This window comes from Cypionkella aquatica (genome assembly GCF_030161095.1).
Classification (GTDB): Bacteria; Pseudomonadota; Alphaproteobacteria; order Rhodobacterales; family Rhodobacteraceae; genus Cypionkella; species Cypionkella aquatica.
In genome coordinates, this window is record NZ_BSPP01000021.1 from 37,778 (window position 1) to 54,979 (window position 17,202).

Annotated in this window: 16 protein-coding genes; 8 read left to right on the forward strand and 8 right to left on the reverse strand. The window is 62.7% G+C overall.

The features are described 5' to 3' along the window. Window positions 1–516 precede the first annotated feature (516 nt). Window positions 517–2,766: a phosphoenolpyruvate--protein phosphotransferase gene (gene ptsP, locus QQJ98_RS19420; protein ID WP_284326942.1), complete on the reverse strand. Its 2,250-nt coding sequence runs from the start codon at window positions 2,764–2,766 to the stop codon at window positions 517–519. Between the two features lie 354 nt (window positions 2,767–3,120). Between ptsP and QQJ98_RS19425 the strand changes: the two genes are divergently transcribed. From QQJ98_RS19425 to QQJ98_RS19435, 3 genes are all read left to right on the forward strand, one after another. Then, window positions 3,121–3,480, forward strand: a complete 360-nt coding sequence (locus QQJ98_RS19425) for a hypothetical protein (protein ID WP_284326943.1) — start codon at window positions 3,121–3,123, stop codon at window positions 3,478–3,480. 64 nt (window positions 3,481–3,544) lie between these two features. Further along, window positions 3,545–4,228, forward strand: a complete 684-nt coding sequence (locus QQJ98_RS19430) for a L,D-transpeptidase (RefSeq protein ID WP_284326944.1) — start codon at window positions 3,545–3,547, stop codon at window positions 4,226–4,228. Between the two features lie 348 nt (window positions 4,229–4,576). After that, window positions 4,577–5,056, forward strand: a complete 480-nt coding sequence (locus QQJ98_RS19435; protein WP_348523146.1) for a DoxX family protein — start codon at window positions 4,577–4,579, stop codon at window positions 5,054–5,056. Here QQJ98_RS19435 and blaOXA read toward each other — a convergent pair. The 4 genes from blaOXA to QQJ98_RS19455 form a co-directional block, all read right to left on the reverse strand. After that, entirely contained in the window at window positions 5,053–5,817 is a 765-nt protein-coding gene (gene blaOXA / locus QQJ98_RS19440) for a class D beta-lactamase (RefSeq protein ID WP_284326945.1), read from the reverse strand. The two genes, QQJ98_RS19435 and blaOXA, sit on opposite strands and share 4 nt — an antisense overlap. A 211-nt stretch (window positions 5,818–6,028) precedes the next feature. Beyond that, window positions 6,029–7,285 carry an aspartate kinase gene (locus QQJ98_RS19445; RefSeq protein WP_284326946.1) on the reverse strand — a complete coding sequence of 419 codons (1,257 nt, stop codon included), beginning with the start codon at window positions 7,283–7,285 and terminating at the stop codon, window positions 6,029–6,031. A gap of 132 nt (window positions 7,286–7,417) precedes the next feature. After that, a complete protein-coding gene (purD, locus tag QQJ98_RS19450) occupies window positions 7,418–8,680 on the reverse strand; it encodes a phosphoribosylamine--glycine ligase (RefSeq protein WP_284326947.1) in 1,263 nt (420 codons plus the stop codon). Between the two features lie 72 nt (window positions 8,681–8,752). Next, a complete protein-coding gene (locus QQJ98_RS19455) occupies window positions 8,753–8,965 on the reverse strand; it encodes an excalibur calcium-binding domain-containing protein (RefSeq protein WP_284326948.1) in 213 nt (70 codons plus the stop codon). Window positions 8,966–9,167: 202 nt separating this feature from the next. Between QQJ98_RS19455 and xseA the strand changes: the two genes are divergently transcribed. Further along, window positions 9,168–10,724, forward strand: a complete 1,557-nt coding sequence (gene xseA, locus QQJ98_RS19460; RefSeq protein WP_284326949.1) for an exodeoxyribonuclease VII large subunit — start codon at window positions 9,168–9,170, stop codon at window positions 10,722–10,724. A 248-nt stretch (window positions 10,725–10,972) separates the two neighbouring features. Here xseA and QQJ98_RS19465 read toward each other — a convergent pair whose 3' ends face one another. Together QQJ98_RS19465 and QQJ98_RS19470 are read right to left on the reverse strand one after the other, a co-directional pair. Continuing rightward, window positions 10,973–11,395 (reverse strand): hypothetical protein, encoded by a 423-nt coding sequence (locus QQJ98_RS19465; RefSeq protein ID WP_284326950.1) that lies wholly within the window; start codon window positions 11,393–11,395, stop codon window positions 10,973–10,975. Window positions 11,396–11,467: 72 nt separating this feature from the next. Beyond that, window positions 11,468–12,499 carry an alkane 1-monooxygenase gene (locus QQJ98_RS19470; protein ID WP_284326951.1) on the reverse strand — a complete coding sequence of 344 codons (1,032 nt, stop codon included), beginning with the start codon at window positions 12,497–12,499 and terminating at the stop codon, window positions 11,468–11,470. Between the two features lie 250 nt (window positions 12,500–12,749). Here QQJ98_RS19470 and ftsY point away from each other — a divergent pair, with 250 nt between their 5' ends. From ftsY to QQJ98_RS19490, 4 genes are all read left to right on the forward strand, one after another. Then, entirely contained in the window at window positions 12,750–13,757 is a 1,008-nt protein-coding gene (gene ftsY / locus QQJ98_RS19475; protein WP_284326952.1) for a signal recognition particle-docking protein FtsY, read from the forward strand. A gap of 82 nt (window positions 13,758–13,839) precedes the next feature. Then, window positions 13,840–14,739: an EamA family transporter gene (locus tag QQJ98_RS19480; RefSeq protein ID WP_284326953.1), complete on the forward strand. Its 900-nt coding sequence runs from the start codon at window positions 13,840–13,842 to the stop codon at window positions 14,737–14,739. Between the two features lie 43 nt (window positions 14,740–14,782). After that, window positions 14,783–15,370 (forward strand): inner membrane-spanning protein YciB, encoded by a 588-nt coding sequence (locus tag QQJ98_RS19485; RefSeq protein WP_284326994.1) that lies wholly within the window; start codon window positions 14,783–14,785, stop codon window positions 15,368–15,370. Window positions 15,371–15,564: 194 nt separating this feature from the next. After that, complete coding sequence (locus QQJ98_RS19490) at window positions 15,565–16,182, forward strand: hypothetical protein (RefSeq protein ID WP_284326954.1); 618 nt, start codon at window positions 15,565–15,567, stop codon at window positions 16,180–16,182. 34 nt (window positions 16,183–16,216) lie between these two features. Here the strand turns inward: QQJ98_RS19490 and QQJ98_RS19495 are convergent, their stop codons facing one another. After that, window positions 16,217–17,134 (reverse strand): alpha/beta fold hydrolase, encoded by a 918-nt coding sequence (locus QQJ98_RS19495; protein ID WP_284326955.1) that lies wholly within the window; start codon window positions 17,132–17,134, stop codon window positions 16,217–16,219. Window positions 17,135–17,202: the final 68 nt, after the last annotated feature.

Here is a 17,202-nt window from a genome sequence, read left to right on the forward strand (position 1 = left end):
CCGGCGGTCAGGTGCTGCCCTGTGTGGTGAGTGCCGCGAACTGTCTCTGATTATCTGCGCTACTTTAGCCGCTGATCCTGAGTTAAAACCGCATCGAAGATCGCGAACACTTTTGATGCGAGCGAGGTGCCCAAAACCTCATGCCTCCGCATTGCTGAACCGGCGAGATCGCGCGCCGCGAGGGGGCGATTATTTGCATCTATCACCATGACGCCAGGTCCAGACTCGTTTTCAAAGTGAATGAGAGAAATAGCGCAGCGGTCTTTAAACTGTGAACCTTCGCCCCAAGGCCCATAAATCAGATCAAAGTTGGCGGGGTGGGTTTGCAATGATTTTCCAACCGTCCAGTGAACGAAATAGGCTGCAATAGTCTGGCCATTTTCAGGAACAAAGCCCCAAACCTTACGGCTTGTGTTTCAGCAACAATCGCAGAAGCCAGCGCTTTCTTCCGTTGCCTCAGCTTCAAACATCAGTTTTCACCGAGAAGACTTTGACTACATCCGCAATACGCGCCCCTCACTCTCCCACGCTTGCCAACCACTCCATCAGTGCGGGCCGCACTGTCTCGGCCCCCTCTGACCGCGCGCGGTCAATCACCGCCCGCGCCTCGGCCAGATCCACCCGGCGCAGCAGGGCTTTCACCGGGCCGATGGACGCAGGCCGCATCGACAGGTTGCGCAATCCAATCGCCGCCAAGGCCAGTGCCTCAACGGGGCGGCCGGCATCCTCGCCGCAGAATGACAGTTTGGTGCCAGATGCCGCGCAGCGCGCCACCACGAACTGCAAAAACGTCAGGAACGAGGCGTTCAGCGAATCGTAGCGCTTGCGCACCCGCTCGTTTTCCCGATCAGCCGCGAAGAAGAATTGCTTCAGATCATTGCCACCGATCGAGATAAAATCGGCCATCTCAAAGAACGCATCCGGCGCATAGGCAAGGCTGGGCGTTTCCAGCATCGCGCCGATTTCCAACGCCGAGGGCACGGCATGGCCGAGCGACTTTTCGCGGTGCAATTCGCGCAAAACATGGGCGCGGGCTTCGACAAATTCGGCGTGTTCGGACACGAACGGGAACATCACCGCCATCGGACGGCCCGCCGAGGCGCGGATCAGCGCCTGCAACTGCATCCGCAGCACACCGGGTTTGTCCAGCCCCACCCGGATCGCCCGCCAGCCCATCGCGGGGTTGGGTTCATCCTGAGGTTTCAGATAGGGCAGCACCTTATCCGACCCGATATCCAGCGTGCGGAACGCGACCGGCAGACCTTTGGCGGCCTCGATCACGCGGGAATACAGCGCTGCCAATTCCTCGCGCCGTGGCATGTAATTGCGCACCAGAAACTGCAACTCGGTGCGGAACAGCCCAACGCCTTCGGCCCCGGACCCCACCAGTGACGGCAAATCCGCCATCAGGCCCGCGTTCATATGCAGCCCGATTTTCACGCCATCCTTCGTCATCGCAGGCAGGTCACGCAGCGAGGCATAGCGCTGCATCGCTTCGGCCTGCATGGCAATCTTGTCGCGGAAGGACCGCGCCACGGTATCTTCGGGGCGCAGATGCACGATGCCCTGATCGCCGTCGACCAAAATCGCATCGCCGTTCAGCGCCTCGTTGGTGATGCGTTCGGCATGAATAACCATCGGGATCATCAGGGCGCGCGCCACAATTGCGGCATGTGATCCGACCGAGCCTTCTTCCAGCACCACGCCTTTCAGCTTGCGGCCATATTCCAGCAGCTCTGCAGGCCCGATGTTGCGCGCGATCAGCACCGGGTTTTCCGGCATCTCCGCCCCGGTGTCCTTGCCTTGCCCGGTCAAAATCCGCAGCAAGCGGTTCGAGAGGTCGTCCAGATCCTGCAACCGCTCACGCAGATACGCATCCGGCACTTGGCTGAGCCGCGACCGCGCCGCTGATTGCTCTTTTTCCACCGCAGCCTCGGCGGACAGGCCCGACGAAATATCCTCTTCCATCCGGCGCAGCCAACCGCGCGAATGGGCGAACATGCGGTAGGCTTCCAGCACCGCTTTTTGGTCTTTGTCCAGACTTTCCGCCGCCAAAAGATCATCCACCGACACCCGCAGCACGCCTACGGCCTCGCGGATGCGGTCAATCTCGGTCAAGGGATCATCGGCCACCGGATTGGTCACCACCACGCGCGGCTCGTGCAGCCAGACCCGGCCTTCGGAGGCGCCTTCCTGCCCCGACGCGCCGCGAAACAGCACCGGCTGTTTGTGCAGCTTGCCCATGCCGCCGCCGCCCTCGCCCGAGAACGCCCCCAGCTCGGTCATTTCGGCCAGCACCATGGCGACGACTTCCAGCCCGTAAATGTCATCTTCCGAATAGGCGCGCGCCAGTTTCGACTGCACCACCAGCACGCCCAGCTTTTCGCCAACCCGCTGGATCGGCACGCCAAGGAAAGCCGAATACAGCTCTTCCCCGGTTTCCGGCATAAAGCGAAAGCCCTTTTCAGAGGGTGCGTCAGCGGTGTTCACCGGCAGGCCTGTGCGCGCCACCCGGCCCACCAGACCTTCGCCCAGCTTCATCCGGGTCTGGTGCACAGCGGCTTTCTTCAGCCCTTCGGTCGCGCAGAGTTCAAGGGTTTCGGCATCGCGGAACAGATAGATCGAGCAGACTTCGGTGCCAATGGAATCCGCGATCAGATGGGTGATCTGGTCAAGCCGATCCTGCCCCATCGCCTTTGTGCTTAACACATCGCGCAGGCGGCGCAAAAGTTTCCGGCTGTCACTGTCGCTGCGCTCTGCGGGCATACCCTTAATCCGATCAAATCCAATCCGCCCTCTATAGGCGAGTTATGCGACAAAAGGGAGTGGTCAAGCGCCCGGTGCTGCGAGATTATCCAGCGCCTGCGCAAAAACCGCCCAAGTCCAGCCGTTGCGCAGCATAAATGCGCGCAACGGCCTTTCGTTCCCCGATCTTTCGGACCCGCAATCTTTAGGTCCCGCATCTGGCGTTCCCCCAACTGGCATTTCCCGTCTTGCGCATTTCAACGCCCGCCGCTGCGGCCCATCCCTCACGGCGATGTGAGATTTGGTGATCGCTCTGCCCGCGCAAATGCCTGCCCGGCGTCTCGACACCCCTGCCGCTGCGTGGCAGGTAGAGGCATGGCCCTGTTGACCCGAACTTTGCTGCTGCTGACGCTGCTTGCGCTGCTGCCCTTGGGCAGCTTTGCGCATAAATTCGGCACGGTTGCGCCTGCCTCTCGGCTGATCGCAGTGCAGATGGATTGGCCCGCATCCGCTGATGCGCTGCAGGCACCGATCCGCAAAACCTATGCCGCCGTGATCGCCCGCTGCAAAGGCCCTGCGATCCCCGGCTCGCCCTGCAACCCGGCCTTGGCGGTTTGGCCGACCGAGGTTTCCTTGGCCTTCATCTCGCCCGCAACCCGCCTGCGCCCCAGCACCTGGCCGCAGAGCGTCGGGCAAATTCCGCCGTTGGCGCATGGCCCGCCCCGGCTTGGCTGAACACCGCTGCTGCCTCTGATCGCAGCCTCGTTCAGCCCAACTCTTTGCCGATAAGGATTATCCTATGCTGACCAGACGCGCCTTTATGGCTGCGGCCTCTGCTGCATCCCTTGCTGCCTGTGCGCCACAACCGCCCGAGGCCCTGCCGCCGCCACCGCCACCACCCATGCCCGCCCGCTATGGCGCGCTATTCACCGAGCCGCATCCGGTTCCCGCCGTGCCTGACGGCATCGTTGATCCCATCCTGTGGGGGCAGGAGGTGGAAAACCCGTTCCCGTTTGAGGCGCCCGGCACCATCGTCGTCGATCCCGATGCCGCCTTCCTGCATCTGATCACCGCACCCGACCGCGCCCTGCGCTACGGCGTCAGCGTTGGCGCGGCGGGCTTTGGCTGGAATGGCACAGCGCGGTTGCAGTTCCGCCGCAAATGGCCAGTCTGGAAAGCACCCGACAGCATGATCGCGCGCCGCCCGGAATTTGCGCCCTATTCCGTCGCCAATGGCGGCATGCCGGGTGGGCCCGGCAATCCGTTGGGCGCACGCGCGCTTTATCTGTTCCAGAATGGTCAAGACACGCTTTACCGCATCCACGGCGCGTGCGAGCCGAAATACCTTGGCAAAGCCGTGTCCTCGGGCTGCATCCGCATGCTGGATCAGGATGTGATCGACTTGCACGACCGGGTTCAGGATGGGGGCAAGGTTGTGGTCATGGCCTCATTGCGCCACGCGCCGTTCGAGCAACCCTACTAGCGCAGCAAAAAGGGCAGCCCGAAAGCTGCCCTGTTCCTGCCTTCTGATCTGGCGCGCTGGCATGGCTGGATAGCCGCAAGAAATGCGGTTGTCTGGCTGGTGCTGGCTGGCGAGAGGAGGTGGGGGTTTGAGAGCTGGCTTGCAAATGTGCTGGCTGGCTGTCTTGCAGCACAGATAGCCAATCTGCGTCAGAGACTCAAGAACTTTGTCAAAATAATCAAACAAAAACAAATAGTTGATAGATTTTGTCGGAAGTAGGTTTCTGAGTATTTTCATCGGGAACCCCGCGTTTGCCTTTGCCCAAACCCGTAGCAAGCGGTGAAAATACTACGATCCCAAGCGCTTATCGTGCCCCGCGCTGCTTTGATCGTGCTGATCTCACCGCAAGCGTCACGCCGTCTTGATCACGCCATGCTTGCCCAAGGCGCATTGGCCTGCAATCGTGCTGCGATGAATGATGCACTCAACCTCGCGGGCCGTATCCTGATCGCGCTGCTGTTCCTTGGCGGTGCTGCGCAGAAGCTGGGCGACCCCGTGCCGGTCGAGGTCATGATCGCCGGCATAGGCTTGCCGGTCTGGCTGGTCTGGCCCGTTGCGGCGTTCAATCTGATCGCAGCGCTTGGCCTGATCTTTGGCCCCGGCGTGCGCCAATGGGCATTGATCCTTGCCGCCTATTGCCTCTTCACCAGCTACTTTCACTGGCAGCTGCGCGCCGACCCTTGGCAGGTGACGATCATGGTGAAAAACTGGTCCATCGCCGGTGGCTTGCTGATACTGGCCAGCTCTGGGCCGGGGCGGTTTGTCTGGCGGGCAGGGGTCAAGCGCTAACGCCCCAACTCTGTCATATCTGCAGGCCACGCGGCCAAGAACGCATCGCGCGCCAGAACACCCGGCGAGCCTTCGCTGCGCGCGCGGGCCTGCGTCAGGCGCACGAACACCAGTCTGTCGCCTGCGTGATCGGCCCAACCCACAAACCAACCCCAGCCGCGCGCGTAGTCAAAGCTGCCATTGCTTTGCCGTGGATAGGCGGTGCCAGTCTTGCCGCACACCGCCCAGCCCTCAATTGCGCTGCATTCCACGATACTGCGGGCTTGGGCCTGTGCGGCGGCGTTGGCTGGCAAGTCATCCGTCACCAAGGCGCGCAGAAACGCCGCCTGCTCACGCGGAGAAATCTGCAAGGACGAGGCAATCCACGCCCGCTCCAGCCCGTTATCCTGCCCGGGATCACCGCGAAAATCGGCATTGCCATAGCCAAACGCCTGCCCGTAGCGCGTCAGTGTCTCGGCCCCCAAAGCCCGCGTGATCCGCTGGGAATACCAGACCACGGAATAGCGCATCCAGTCGGTGGGATCGGTGTCGCGCAGCCAGTTGGCACCGCCCCATTTGGGATCGCCGGGCTGGTAGGACAGAACCGGCTGGCTCGGACTTTCCAAAAATCCCGCGTCATAGCCCATCACCGCCAGCGCAATCTTGAAGGTAGAGGCGGGCGTTACCCGGGTTGCGCAGTCACCATCCTCGCGCAAAACAGCGCCGCTGTCGGCGGCAATGATCAGGGTGCAAACGATCTGGGGCGCGGGATCAGCGACCATCGGCGCTGCCAGCAATCCCGCCAATCCCAGCACGAGCGCGCTGAGACACCCGTGCAGATTGGCTGTCTTTGCCAGAGGTTTCCAAAACCCTAATTCCAAACGCAACATGCTGATCCTAAAGAGGGATTTTTGTGGTCCCAACCCGGGACCAACGAAAACGCCGGGCAGCCAAGCCACCCGGCGTCCATTCCTGAGCCAAAAAAGAACCCTCTCAGGCCTTTTCAAGCTCGAAAGCGTCGTGCAGGGCCTGCACGGCCAGCTCCATATATTTGCGGTCGATCAGTACCGAAATCTTGATCTCGGATGTCGCGATCACCTTGATGTTGACGTTCTCTTTCGACAGCGCCTTGAACATCGTCGCCGCCACCCCGGCATGGGACCGCATCCCAATGCCAACCACGGAAATCTTGGCCACATCGCTGTCCACCACGATGCCGTCATAGGTGATCATCCCGGCAGCCACCGCATCTTCCATCGCCTTTTGCGCGCGGGCGACCTGATTGGTCGGGCACGAGAAGGTCATATCGGTGGTAGCCCCCTTGACGCTGCCCGCCTCGACTTCCGAGATATTCTGCACGATCATATCCACGTTGACGCCAGCCTCGGCCAGCGGCCCAAAGATCGCGGCGGCGATGCCGGGGCGATCTTCAACCCGCACCAAAGTCACCTTGGCTTCATCGCGGCTATAGGCCACGCCCGACACAACTTTCGATTCCATAATCTCATCCTCGTCGCAGACCAGCGTTCCAGAAGTCTCATCGGTATCCTCAAACGAGGACAACACCCGCAGCCGCACCTTGTAGCGCATCGCCAGTTCAACTGAGCGGGTTTGCAGCACCTTGGCGCCCAAGGATGCCAGTTCCAGCATCTCTTCAAACGCGATCTTGTCCAGCTTGCGGGCTTTGTTGGTGATGCGCGGATCGGTGGTATAGACCCCATCGACATCGGTATAAATATCGCAACGCTCGGCCCCGAAGGCGGCAGCGAAAGCCACCGCCGTGGTGTCCGAGCCGCCGCGACCCAAAGTCGTGATCCGACCTTCGGCCGACACGCCCTGAAAACCTGCGACCACCGCGACCTTGAAGCCTTCGGCAAATTTGGCGTCGATATTGTCGCGCGGGATCGAGATGAACCGTGCCGACGAATGTGCCGAGGTGGTGTTGATCGGCACTTGCCAACCCTGCCACGACCGCGCCGCGATATCCATTTCCTGCAAGCGCAACGCAAGCAAGCCCGCCGTGACATTCTCACCGCTGGACACCACCGCATCATATTCGCGGGCGTCATACAGCTTTGACGTGCCTTCGACAAAGCCAACCATCTTGTTGGTCTCGCCCGACATTGCCGAGACAATGACGATCACGTCATAGCCGCGCGCGACCTCGGCCTGCACTTTTTTCGCGGCGTTTTCGATCCGCGCAAGGTCGGCCACCGAAGTGCCGCCAAATTTCATCACGAGAAGCGGCATCCGCCATCCTTCGCCAAATGCTTTATGCGGGCTGTTTATGCAGGAACCCGCATAGGTGCAAGAGGGCGCAAACCTGCGGGCCAAGCCGGAATTCGCGCGAATTCCGTGCACGAATTCCGCGGCGGAATTCGGCTACAGCGCGCGCCAGCCAATATCGCTGCGACAAAATCCCTCGGGCCAGTGCAGCAGGTCAATCATCGCATAGGCCCGGTTGCGCGCATCGGTCAGCGTGTCGCCCCGCGCGGTGATGTTCAGCACCCGGCCCCCGGTGGCAGTGATCTGACCATCTTTCAGCGTGGTTCCGGCGTGAAATGCCATATGGCGGCTGTCTTCCGGCATCCGCTCCAGCCCCTCGATCACCGAGCCCTTCTGATAGGTCCCCGGATAGCCTTTGGCGGCCATCACCACGGTGATCGCATGATCATCCGCCCAATTCACCTGAGCGCGGTCCAAGCGCCCCTCGGCGCAGGCCAGTAGCAGATCCAGCGCCTGCGCGCCCAGACGCATCATCAGCACTTGGGTTTCCGGATCGCCAAAGCGGGCGTTGTATTCCACCAGCCGCCCCTGACCGTCCTTGATCATCAGGCCCGCATACAGCACTCCCTGATAGGGCGTGCCGCGCCGCGCCATCTCGGCAATCGTCGGCAAAACGATTTCCTTCATCGCGCGGGCCGCAATCGCATCGGTCAATACTGGGGCAGGCGAATAGGCCCCCATGCCGCCGGTATTCGGCCCGGTGTCGCCATCGCCCACCCGCTTGTGATCCTGCGCCGTGCCAATCGGCAGCGCGTTGACGCCATCGGTGAGGATGAAGAAACTGGCCTCTTCGCCGGTCATGAATTCCTCAATCACCACCTCGGCGCCTGCCGCGCCAAACTCGCCGCCGAACATGTCGTCGATGGCAGCGAGGGCCTCGGCTTCGGTCATCGCCACGATCACGCCCTTGCCCGCAGCCAGACCATCGGCCTTCACGACAATCGGCGCACCTTGGGCGCGGATGTATTCCTTTGCCGGACCCGCCTCGGTGAACCGCGCATAGGCTGCCGTCGGCGCACCGCAAGCATCGCAAATCTCTTTGGTAAACCCCTTCGAGGCCTCCAGCCGCGCCGCTTGCGCACTCGGCCCAAAGGTCAGAAACCCCGCCGCCCGTGTCGCATCGGCGACGCCTGCAGCCAGCGGAGCCTCTGGCCCGACGATCACGAAATCAATCGCATTGGCCTCGCAGAACGCCACCACCGCCGCACCATCGAGAATGTCAAAATCCGCACATTCCGCCAGCATCGCAATGCCCGCGTTCCCCGGAGCCACAATCAACCGATCGGTCTTGGGGTTCTGCTTCACCGCCCAAGCCAAAGCATGTTCCCGCCCGCCCGAGCCTAGGATAAGGATGTTCATGGCGTGCCTCCGCTTGGATGTTGGATGCAGGCGTCATAGGCTGCCGCCCTTTGCCACGCAACCCTGCGGTGCCTACTTGCGCTCACAAGCCACGCCGTCGCCATCGCGGTCCAGCTTATAAATATCACGACCGACGATATAGACCGGGCCTTCGACATATTCCGGCCCGTTGCCACTGCCATTGGCGCAATCGACGTCCGAGGCCACAGGCACGCAGACGCCCTCATAATTCTCATCACAGCTTTGCGCAGGTGCCGGGCTGCCAAGACAGGCAAATACAGCCATCAACACGCGCAGAGCGGTAGATCTGCCGATTTTCTGCAAGCAATCCCTCACTTTCAGCCGACCTTCCCTTCATCTTAACCAAATATTAACCAAGGTTAACAAAACGGGCGATTCGAGGGCGGTGAAAAGGCGTGGCATAGGTTTTCAGCCAAAAGCCGGTATCGCGATTGCACTGCCGCGCGCGCTCGGGCAAAATCCCCCGATGGATATGTTCGAAGACACCCCCGCGCCCTCCAATTCCCCCGAATTCACCGTCTCGGAACTTTCCGGCGCGGTGAAAAAGGTGATCGAGGGCGAATTCGGCCTTGTCCGGGTGCGTGGTGAGGTTGGCCGCGTCAGCCGCCCGGCCTCGGGTCATCTCTATTTCGCGCTGAAGGATGATCGCGCCTCCCTCGACGCCGTGTCTTGGAAGGGCCAGGTCGCCAAAATGCAGGTCCGCCCCGAGGAGGGTATGGAGGTGATCGCCACCGGGCGGATGACCACCTTCCCCGGCCAGTCGAAATACCAGTTGATCGTCGATGATGTCGCCCCCGCGGGCGCAGGTGCCTTGATGGCGATGCTGGAAAAACGCAAAGCAGCGCTGGGGGCAGAGGGCCTGTTCGACCCCGCCCGCAAGAAACCGATCCCCTATCTGCCGCAGGTGATCGGCGTTGTCACCTCGCCCTCTGGTGCGGTGATCCGCGACATCCTGCACCGCCTGCGCGACCGCTTTCCGCGCCATGTGCTGATCTGGCCGGTGGCCGTGCAGGGGCAAAACTGCGCGGCGGAAGTCGCTGCCGCCATCAAAGGCTTTAACGCACTACAACCGGGTGGGCCAATCCCGCGACCTGATCTGATCATCGTGGCAAGGGGCGGTGGCAGTTTGGAAGACCTTTGGGGATTTAACGAAGAAATCGTCGTCCGCGCCGCCGCCGCATCTGAAATCCCGCTGATCTCGGCGGTCGGCCATGAAACCGACACCACCCTGATCGACTATGCCGCCGATCTGCGCGCGCCCACGCCCACCGCCGCCGCCGAAATCGCGGTGCCGGTGCGGATGGATCTGATCGCCACGCTGGCCGATCTTGCTGCCCGCCAGTCGCGCGGCATCGCCCAAACGCTGCAACGCCGCGATCAGCGCCTGCGCGACCTGACCCGCGCCCTGCCAAGGCTGGAGAGCCTGCTTGCCACCCCGCGCCAACGGCTTGATACGGCGGGGCAACGCTTGGGCGGCGCCTTGGGGATGGCGGCGGCAAAGAAACGCGGCAGCTATGCCACCATCGCCTCGCGCCTGCGCCCCGAAGCGCTGCTTGGCCTGATCGCGCGGCGCGCGGAAAGCCTGAACGCCGCGCAGCTGCGCCTGAATGATCGCGCGGCGCGGGCGCAGGAGCGCAAACACGCCGCCTTTGACAAGTGGGCCTCGCGCCTGCCCCTGTCGCTGGCCCGCTTGATCGCGGATGCAGGCCGCAAAACCGCCGATGGCCGCGCCAAGTTGACACAGCTGGACGCACGCCTGCAATCGGCCCCCGGCCAGCGCTTGGCATTGCTCGCCCAGCGGTTGGACGCGCTAGAGCGGATGCGCACCACTTTGGGCTATGACCAGACGCTGAAGCGCGGCTACGCCGTGGTGCGCGGCGATGGTCACGTTGTGATGACCAAATCCGCAGCCGAGAAAGCCCAAACGCTGGAAATCGAATTCAGCGATGGCCGCCTGAGCCTCGGCCCGCGCCCGACAAAAAAGCCAAAACCCGGCGGCTTTGAGCAAGGCAGCCTGTTCTGATCGCCCCCAGCCACGCGGCATGCGCCCCGGCTGATCGGTCCAACGCCATGTTGATATCGGATCGCCGCCTGCCGCTGCCGACCCTCCGGGGGGAGTATTTCAAAAAGAGCAATGCGCAAAGGAATTGCTCTTTTTGAAATACTCGCGCCGCAGGCTCCGACATAACAGCCCTTCCGGCCCGTGCTGTGTCGCCCCGGCAGCGCCGCCGAGGGGGGCTCGATGCCACCCTCGGCGGCACCACTTTGCGGTCAAACCCCGACCTGTGGCCCCATGCAGGGCATCGGCCCCTGACTTTGCGCCACTTCTGACAGATCACCGCTGCCACCTTCGCCGATGAACTGCGCCGTCATGCCCCGGGCGCCCATGAAGAAAAGCCAGCATTGCGGATCGTTCGGGTCTTCGTAGACAAAGCAGATCTGCGGCCCGTTCTCATACCAGCTGCCTTCGCGACATTCATCTTCGGTAAAAGCCCAGATCACCTTGCGGCCCGGCTTGTACTGCTCGGTGCCGTAAACCTCGCCATCCATCGCATAGGTCAGGGTTTTGCCGCTGACATAGGCCTCAAACGCCGCCCCCGTCATCGGCGGGCTGGGCGGGGTCAGGGTTTGTGCCGCCAATGGGGCGGCAATTGCCAACAGGGCAAGGCAGGTCAGGCTAAAGCTTGGGCGCATCGGGATCTCCGTTAGCCATGATCCTGCCTGCAGAACGCGCGAAACGCCAGTGACAGCTTTGTGTCTGCAAAGCTATGCCCCAGCTGCGCGCGCGCGCCATTGGTTCAGATGCGGCCGGATTGCGCGTTTCCACAGCGGCGGCACCAAGGCGATCAGACAGGCAAGCGGCAGCGGCCACGGCAGGCGCGGCGCAGCATCCTGATCGGGCAGGCGCAGCGCCGGGTAAGGGCGGGCCGGATGCGCATGGTGATCGGAATGGCGCGGCGCATTGAGCATGAACGCCGCCGAGAACCAGTGACCTGCGTTCCAGCTGTGCCGGGCCGAGACCGGCTCCAGTCGGCCATCCGCGCGCATCTCGCGCTGCAAGCCATAGTGCTGCACATAGTCGGACAGCATCAGTTGGCTCTGCGCATGTGCTGCCAGCGCCGCCCAAGCCAGACTTCCCCCAATCCCCGCGATGGCATAGCCAAGGCACAGGCACAGCGCCGCCATCCCGATATAGACAGCATAGGGATGCACTCCGGTCTTGCCGCGCCGGCGCAGCGCATCTTCCGCAGCCCAGCCGCGCTTGAAACTGCCGCGCCATGCCCGGATCAGGAAGGCATAATAGCCCTCGCCCGCGCGCGCCGTGTTCGGATCGTCGACGCTTGCAGCATGCTGATGATGCACCAGCCGGTGCGCCGAGGTATGGTGACCAAACAGCAGCCAGCAATAGACCAGCCCGCCCAGCCGGAACAAGCCGCGCCCGTTGCGGTGGATCAACTCATGCGCCGCCGGATTGGCCACTTGCCCCAGCCACAGCCCGCTGCCCGCAAACACCGCCGCCCGCGCCGAAACCGACAGCCCGCTGTCCCCCGCCACCGCCCAGACCGCCAGCGGCATCAGGCCCAGCGCGCCCAGCGCCAGTGCCACCAGCAACGCATCTGCCGCCGGAAACTCTGCCCCCTCGGGCGCATCTCCCAGAAACAACCCGGTGATCTGATCCAGACCCGCCGCCAGCGCCGTCATATACAGCAGCCCCGCCACGCTCCACCAGCCGCCCCAGACCACGCCCGCGCCAAACAGCGCCAGCGGCAGCAGCGCTGCCAGCGCAAACAGCGCCATTGGCATGGATCGAAGAGGGGCACTTTGCATGCCGTCAATCTAACATGAGAATTCCGAAGGGCCAGAGCCAACAGCCCCCAACCGATCAGCCCCGCGATCCCACACGCAGGTTCCGACCGCTTGCCACAGCCGCCGCGCAGCCCGATCCAGCCAACGCCCGGCTTTATTGGCCCAGCGCCAAGGCCAGAGCCCTTCCAAACCCCGGTCAAATTGACTAGGTGAGATGAAACCCCTTTCGCCACGAGGCCGCATGTCCTTCTTCAAAAAGCTGAAAGACCGGATGTTCCGCTCTTCCGACAAGATCGGCGAAGGGCTTGAGGCTTTGGTGGCAGCCCCCGAAGCCCCGCTTGACGCATCAGCCCCACCGCCATCAGAGGCCAAACCCGGCCTGATCTCGCGCCTGATCGGGCGCAGTGACGAGCCGCGCCGCTTGCTTGACGACGCCATGCTGGAAAACCTCGAAGAGCTGTTGATAACTGCCGATATGGGCGTTGATACCGCCACCCGCGTCACCGCCAACATTGCCGAAGGGCGCTTTGGCACGCGGATATCGACGTCAGAGCTTCGTGATGCCTTGGCCGCCGAAATCGCGCGCATCATGGCCCCCGTAGCCCGGCCGCTGCCACTTTATCCGCAAAAGCCGCAGGTGGTGCTGGTGGTGGGTGTCAATGGATCGGGCAAGACCACCACAATTGGCAAGCTCGCCGCGCAGTTCAAAGCGGCCGGAAAATCGGTGGTGATCGCGGCGGGCGATACGTTCCGCGCGGCGGCTGTGGAGCAATTGCAGGTCTGGGGCAACCGCGCAGGCGTGCCAGTGCTGACCGCCCCCGAAGGCTCTGACCCCGCAAGCCTCGCCTTCGACGCCCTCAGCAAAGCGCAAGCTGACGGCGCAGACCTTTTGCTGATCGACACCGCGGGCCGCTTGCAAAACCGTCAGGATCTGATGGAAGAGCTGTCAAAGATCGTCCGCGTGATCCGCAAGAAAGACCCGACCGCACCGCACAACACCCTGCTTGTCCTCGACGCCACCACCGGTCAGAACGCCATCAGTCAGGTTGAGATCTTCCGCAAGATCGCGGATGTTTCTGGCCTTGTGATGACCAAACTCGACGGCACCGCCAAGGGCGGCGTGCTGGTCGCTCTGGCCGACAAGTTCGGCCTGCCGATCCATGCCATTGGCTTGGGCGAGCAGATCGACGACCTCGCCCCTTTTGACCCCGATGAGTTCGCCCGCGCCCTTGTCGGTCAACCCGACTAAGCCTTTCATCTGTTCCCAAATATCCCACGGGGGTGCGGGGGTGTGAAACCCCCGCCTGCTGGCCCCAAGCGCAGCGAGAAGAATGTCAAACTGGCTGGTCTCCATCGCAGGCACCCCGACGGGCCAGCACCTCGCCTTGGGCTTGGCGCTGCTGGCCGCCGTCTTGCACGCGCTGTTTGGTGCGCTGCAAAAGGGCAAGCATGACCCTTGGCTGTCACGCGCCGTCATTGATCTGACCTATGGCGTCATCGCCACCCCCTTTGCGTTGTTCATCGTGCCATGGCCAGAGCCGCATATGTGGGCGATCTTCGCGGGCGCTTTCGTGATCCACGCGATCTATAAACTGCTGCAAGCCATGACCTATGATCGCGGCGCTTATACCGTGGTCTATCCGGTGGTGCGCGGCACCGGGCCGTTGTTCACCGTGATCGGCGCGGGGCTGGTGTTTGGCGAGCATTACCACCCGCTGCAATGGTTCGGGGTTTGCCTGCTGGTCGCGGGGATCCTTGGCCTTGCCGCGTATAATCTGCGCCATCTGACCGAAAACCGCGCCACGCTGGTCCCGGCGCTGGGCTTTGCCGCCGCAACCGGGGCGTTCGTCGCCATCTACACCACCTACGATGCTTGGGGCATCCGCGCCACCGCTGATCCGTTCACCTTCTTGGCATGGTTCTTCATGCTCGACGGCATCTTCATTCCTGCGCTGATGGCGCGGCGCATCGCATCGCTCAGCCGCGCCCAAGCCATCCCCCTGTTCAAACGTGGGCTGATCGGCGCGTTTGTCGCCTATTTCTCATTCGGCTCGATCATGATCGCCACGCGGCTCGACCGTGTGGGCGAGGCCGCCGTGCTGCGCGAAACCTCGACCGTGTTCGCAGCCCTGATCGGCTGGCTTGTGCTGGGCGAGAAAGTCGGGCTCGCGCGCACTGGCCTGATGGCGCTGATTGCGCTAGGAGCAGTGGTGATGGAATGGGCGGGGTAGGGCTGTGACTGACGCAAAGACAAATCCGGCGAAACTGAACCCGATGGTCAAGCTGGGGCTAGAGCTTGGCCCGATCGTGCTGTTCTTTGCGGGTTTCCGGTTCTTCAAGGATCAGACCTTCCAGATCCTTGGCCGCGACTATTCGGGGTTCATCGTGATGACGGCGATTTTTATCGCCCTGATCATCGCCACCACCGCGATCCTGTGGAAGCTGACCGGCAAATTGTCGAAAATGCAGCTGATGACGCTGGTTTTGGTGATCGTGATGGGTGGCCTTTCGGTCTGGCTGAACGACGAGCGCTTTATCAAGATGAAGCCGACGCTGCTTTATCTAGCGTTCGGCATCATGCTGGGCATCGGGCTTTTGCGCGGCGAATCCTATCTGAAACTGGTGATGGAAGAGACGCTGCCGCTGCAACCCGCCGGCTGGATGATCCTGACTCGCCGCCTCTGCGCGTTCTTCTTCGGCCTTGCACTGGCAAACGAGGTGATCTGGCGGCTGTTCAGCACCGACACTTGGGTGACGTTCAAGACCTTTGGTCTGACCGCCGCGCTGTTCTTGTTCTTTATCAGCCAAAGCGGCGTGCTCAGCCGCTATGCGATCGAAGAAGGCGCGCCTGAAAACGACTGACCGCCGCCGCTTTGTCCTGCTCGAAACGGCGTTGCCCCTTGCGACTCTGGGTTTGCCTACGCGAAACGGGTTTTGCCTGCGCGAAACGGGTTTGGATCGTCCGAAACGGCGGCTGCCGCAATCTGGCCACATTGCAGCCCCACCCCAGCCCGATTGCGGCTTAAGAAAGGTCGCGATCAACCGGGGATGGCAGAATGCTGGATACCACACTTGACAGCTTGGCGCAGTTTTTCCGCAGCTTTCGCCGCACCACGCCGTTTCCCGTCGAAATCCTGCTGCCGGGTTTGCTGATCCTGTTTGCTTGGCCATTGCTGCGGATATGGCTGGATGACGCGCGCACCACCTTCATGGTGGCTTTCGTCTTGGGTATGGGGCTGCGGCTGGTGATGAAATCACAGCTGTTGATCACCCGCACCCGCGCGCAAGTCTCGGCCCCGGCCACTGTGGCGTTAATCCTGCTGGCGGGGCCCGGTGTCTTGGCGCTGCTGATTTACCATGCCGAGCCTTTGCTGTGCCAGCGCTTCCTCAGCCTGTATTTCGTATTCGCGGCAGGGCTTTACACACTGGATGTCATCGACGGATCTTACGCGATCAACCGCTTTCGCTGGCCACAGCCCGAGATGCGCGGCACCGATGCGGTGATGACGCGCGTGATGGTGATTTACAACCTTGGCATGGTTTTGGCGAATGAGACGCTGATCCACCATGCTTCTGAAACCACTTGGCTGCTGTATTTTGGCCTGTTGCCGCTGCTGTCGAACATGATCCGCACGGCGCTGGTGCGCACGGTGCAGGACAGCTACGGGGCGTAACATCTTCGGGTGCCAGTGTCTTGTGCCAGCGGCCCTAAGCCCGCTGGGTCCGCCCGGCCAACGGCCAATGCCACCCCGCCAGCAGCCGCGACCAGCGCGGATCGCGCCGCTCGGGCAACGCACGCTGCAAAGCCTCGACCGGTAAACTGCCATCCAGAATGGCGCGATACAGCCCCAAGGCCCCCGGCCGCAAATAGGGCGACCAATGGCTGATCCGCGCCGGGGCGCTGGGCAGATCATGCCCCAACCGCGCCAGCGCCGCCAAAGTTGCGGGCTGGTCCAATTGCACATCCAGCCAATTCACCGGCGTGTTGCACAAGCCTTGCCCAATCGCAGTATCAAGGCCAGCACCGCCCAGCCACTCGAACAGGAAATCAAACAGATCATTCTCGCGCGTGGTGACGTTGACCACCTGCACCGCCCGCCCGGCAGCCGACCCCATCGCGCGCAACGCAGGCCGCCGCGTCTCGGCCCCGGCCAGCAGGATCATCCGCCGCAGATCGCCGGGTGCCGCATGGGGCAGGGCGGCCAGCGCAACCCTTGCCCCCAGACTATGCCCCACCACATCAAACGCCCGCCCCTGATCAAGACTTTGCACCAAAGCCGCCAGCTCCGCCAAAGCCCGCCCCGCCCGCCCTGCCCGCAGGCAAGCGCCGTGAAAGCCGCCGCGCGCGGGCCAGCCAAAGCCAATCGCCAAAGCCCGCCCGCCGCTGAGCCCCAGATGCCGCGGCCACGAAATCGCCGTCCAATCCTGTGCAGGCGGCTGCATCGAGAAAATATGCCGATGCGGGCAATTGCCGCCGCGCGCGCCCGGCGCAAAGCGATAGCCGTGGATCATCACCACCACCGGCGCAGCCCGCGGCAAATCCGCGAGCGCCCGCGCCAAAGCCGCGCGATCGACCCGCAACCCTGTGCCGTCCATATCGACGCGCAATACCGCCTGATCCGGCATGACCCCGCCCCCTTGTGACGCCCAAAAGCTGGCACAAGGCTACAACAAAGCGATGAACGGCGGGTTAC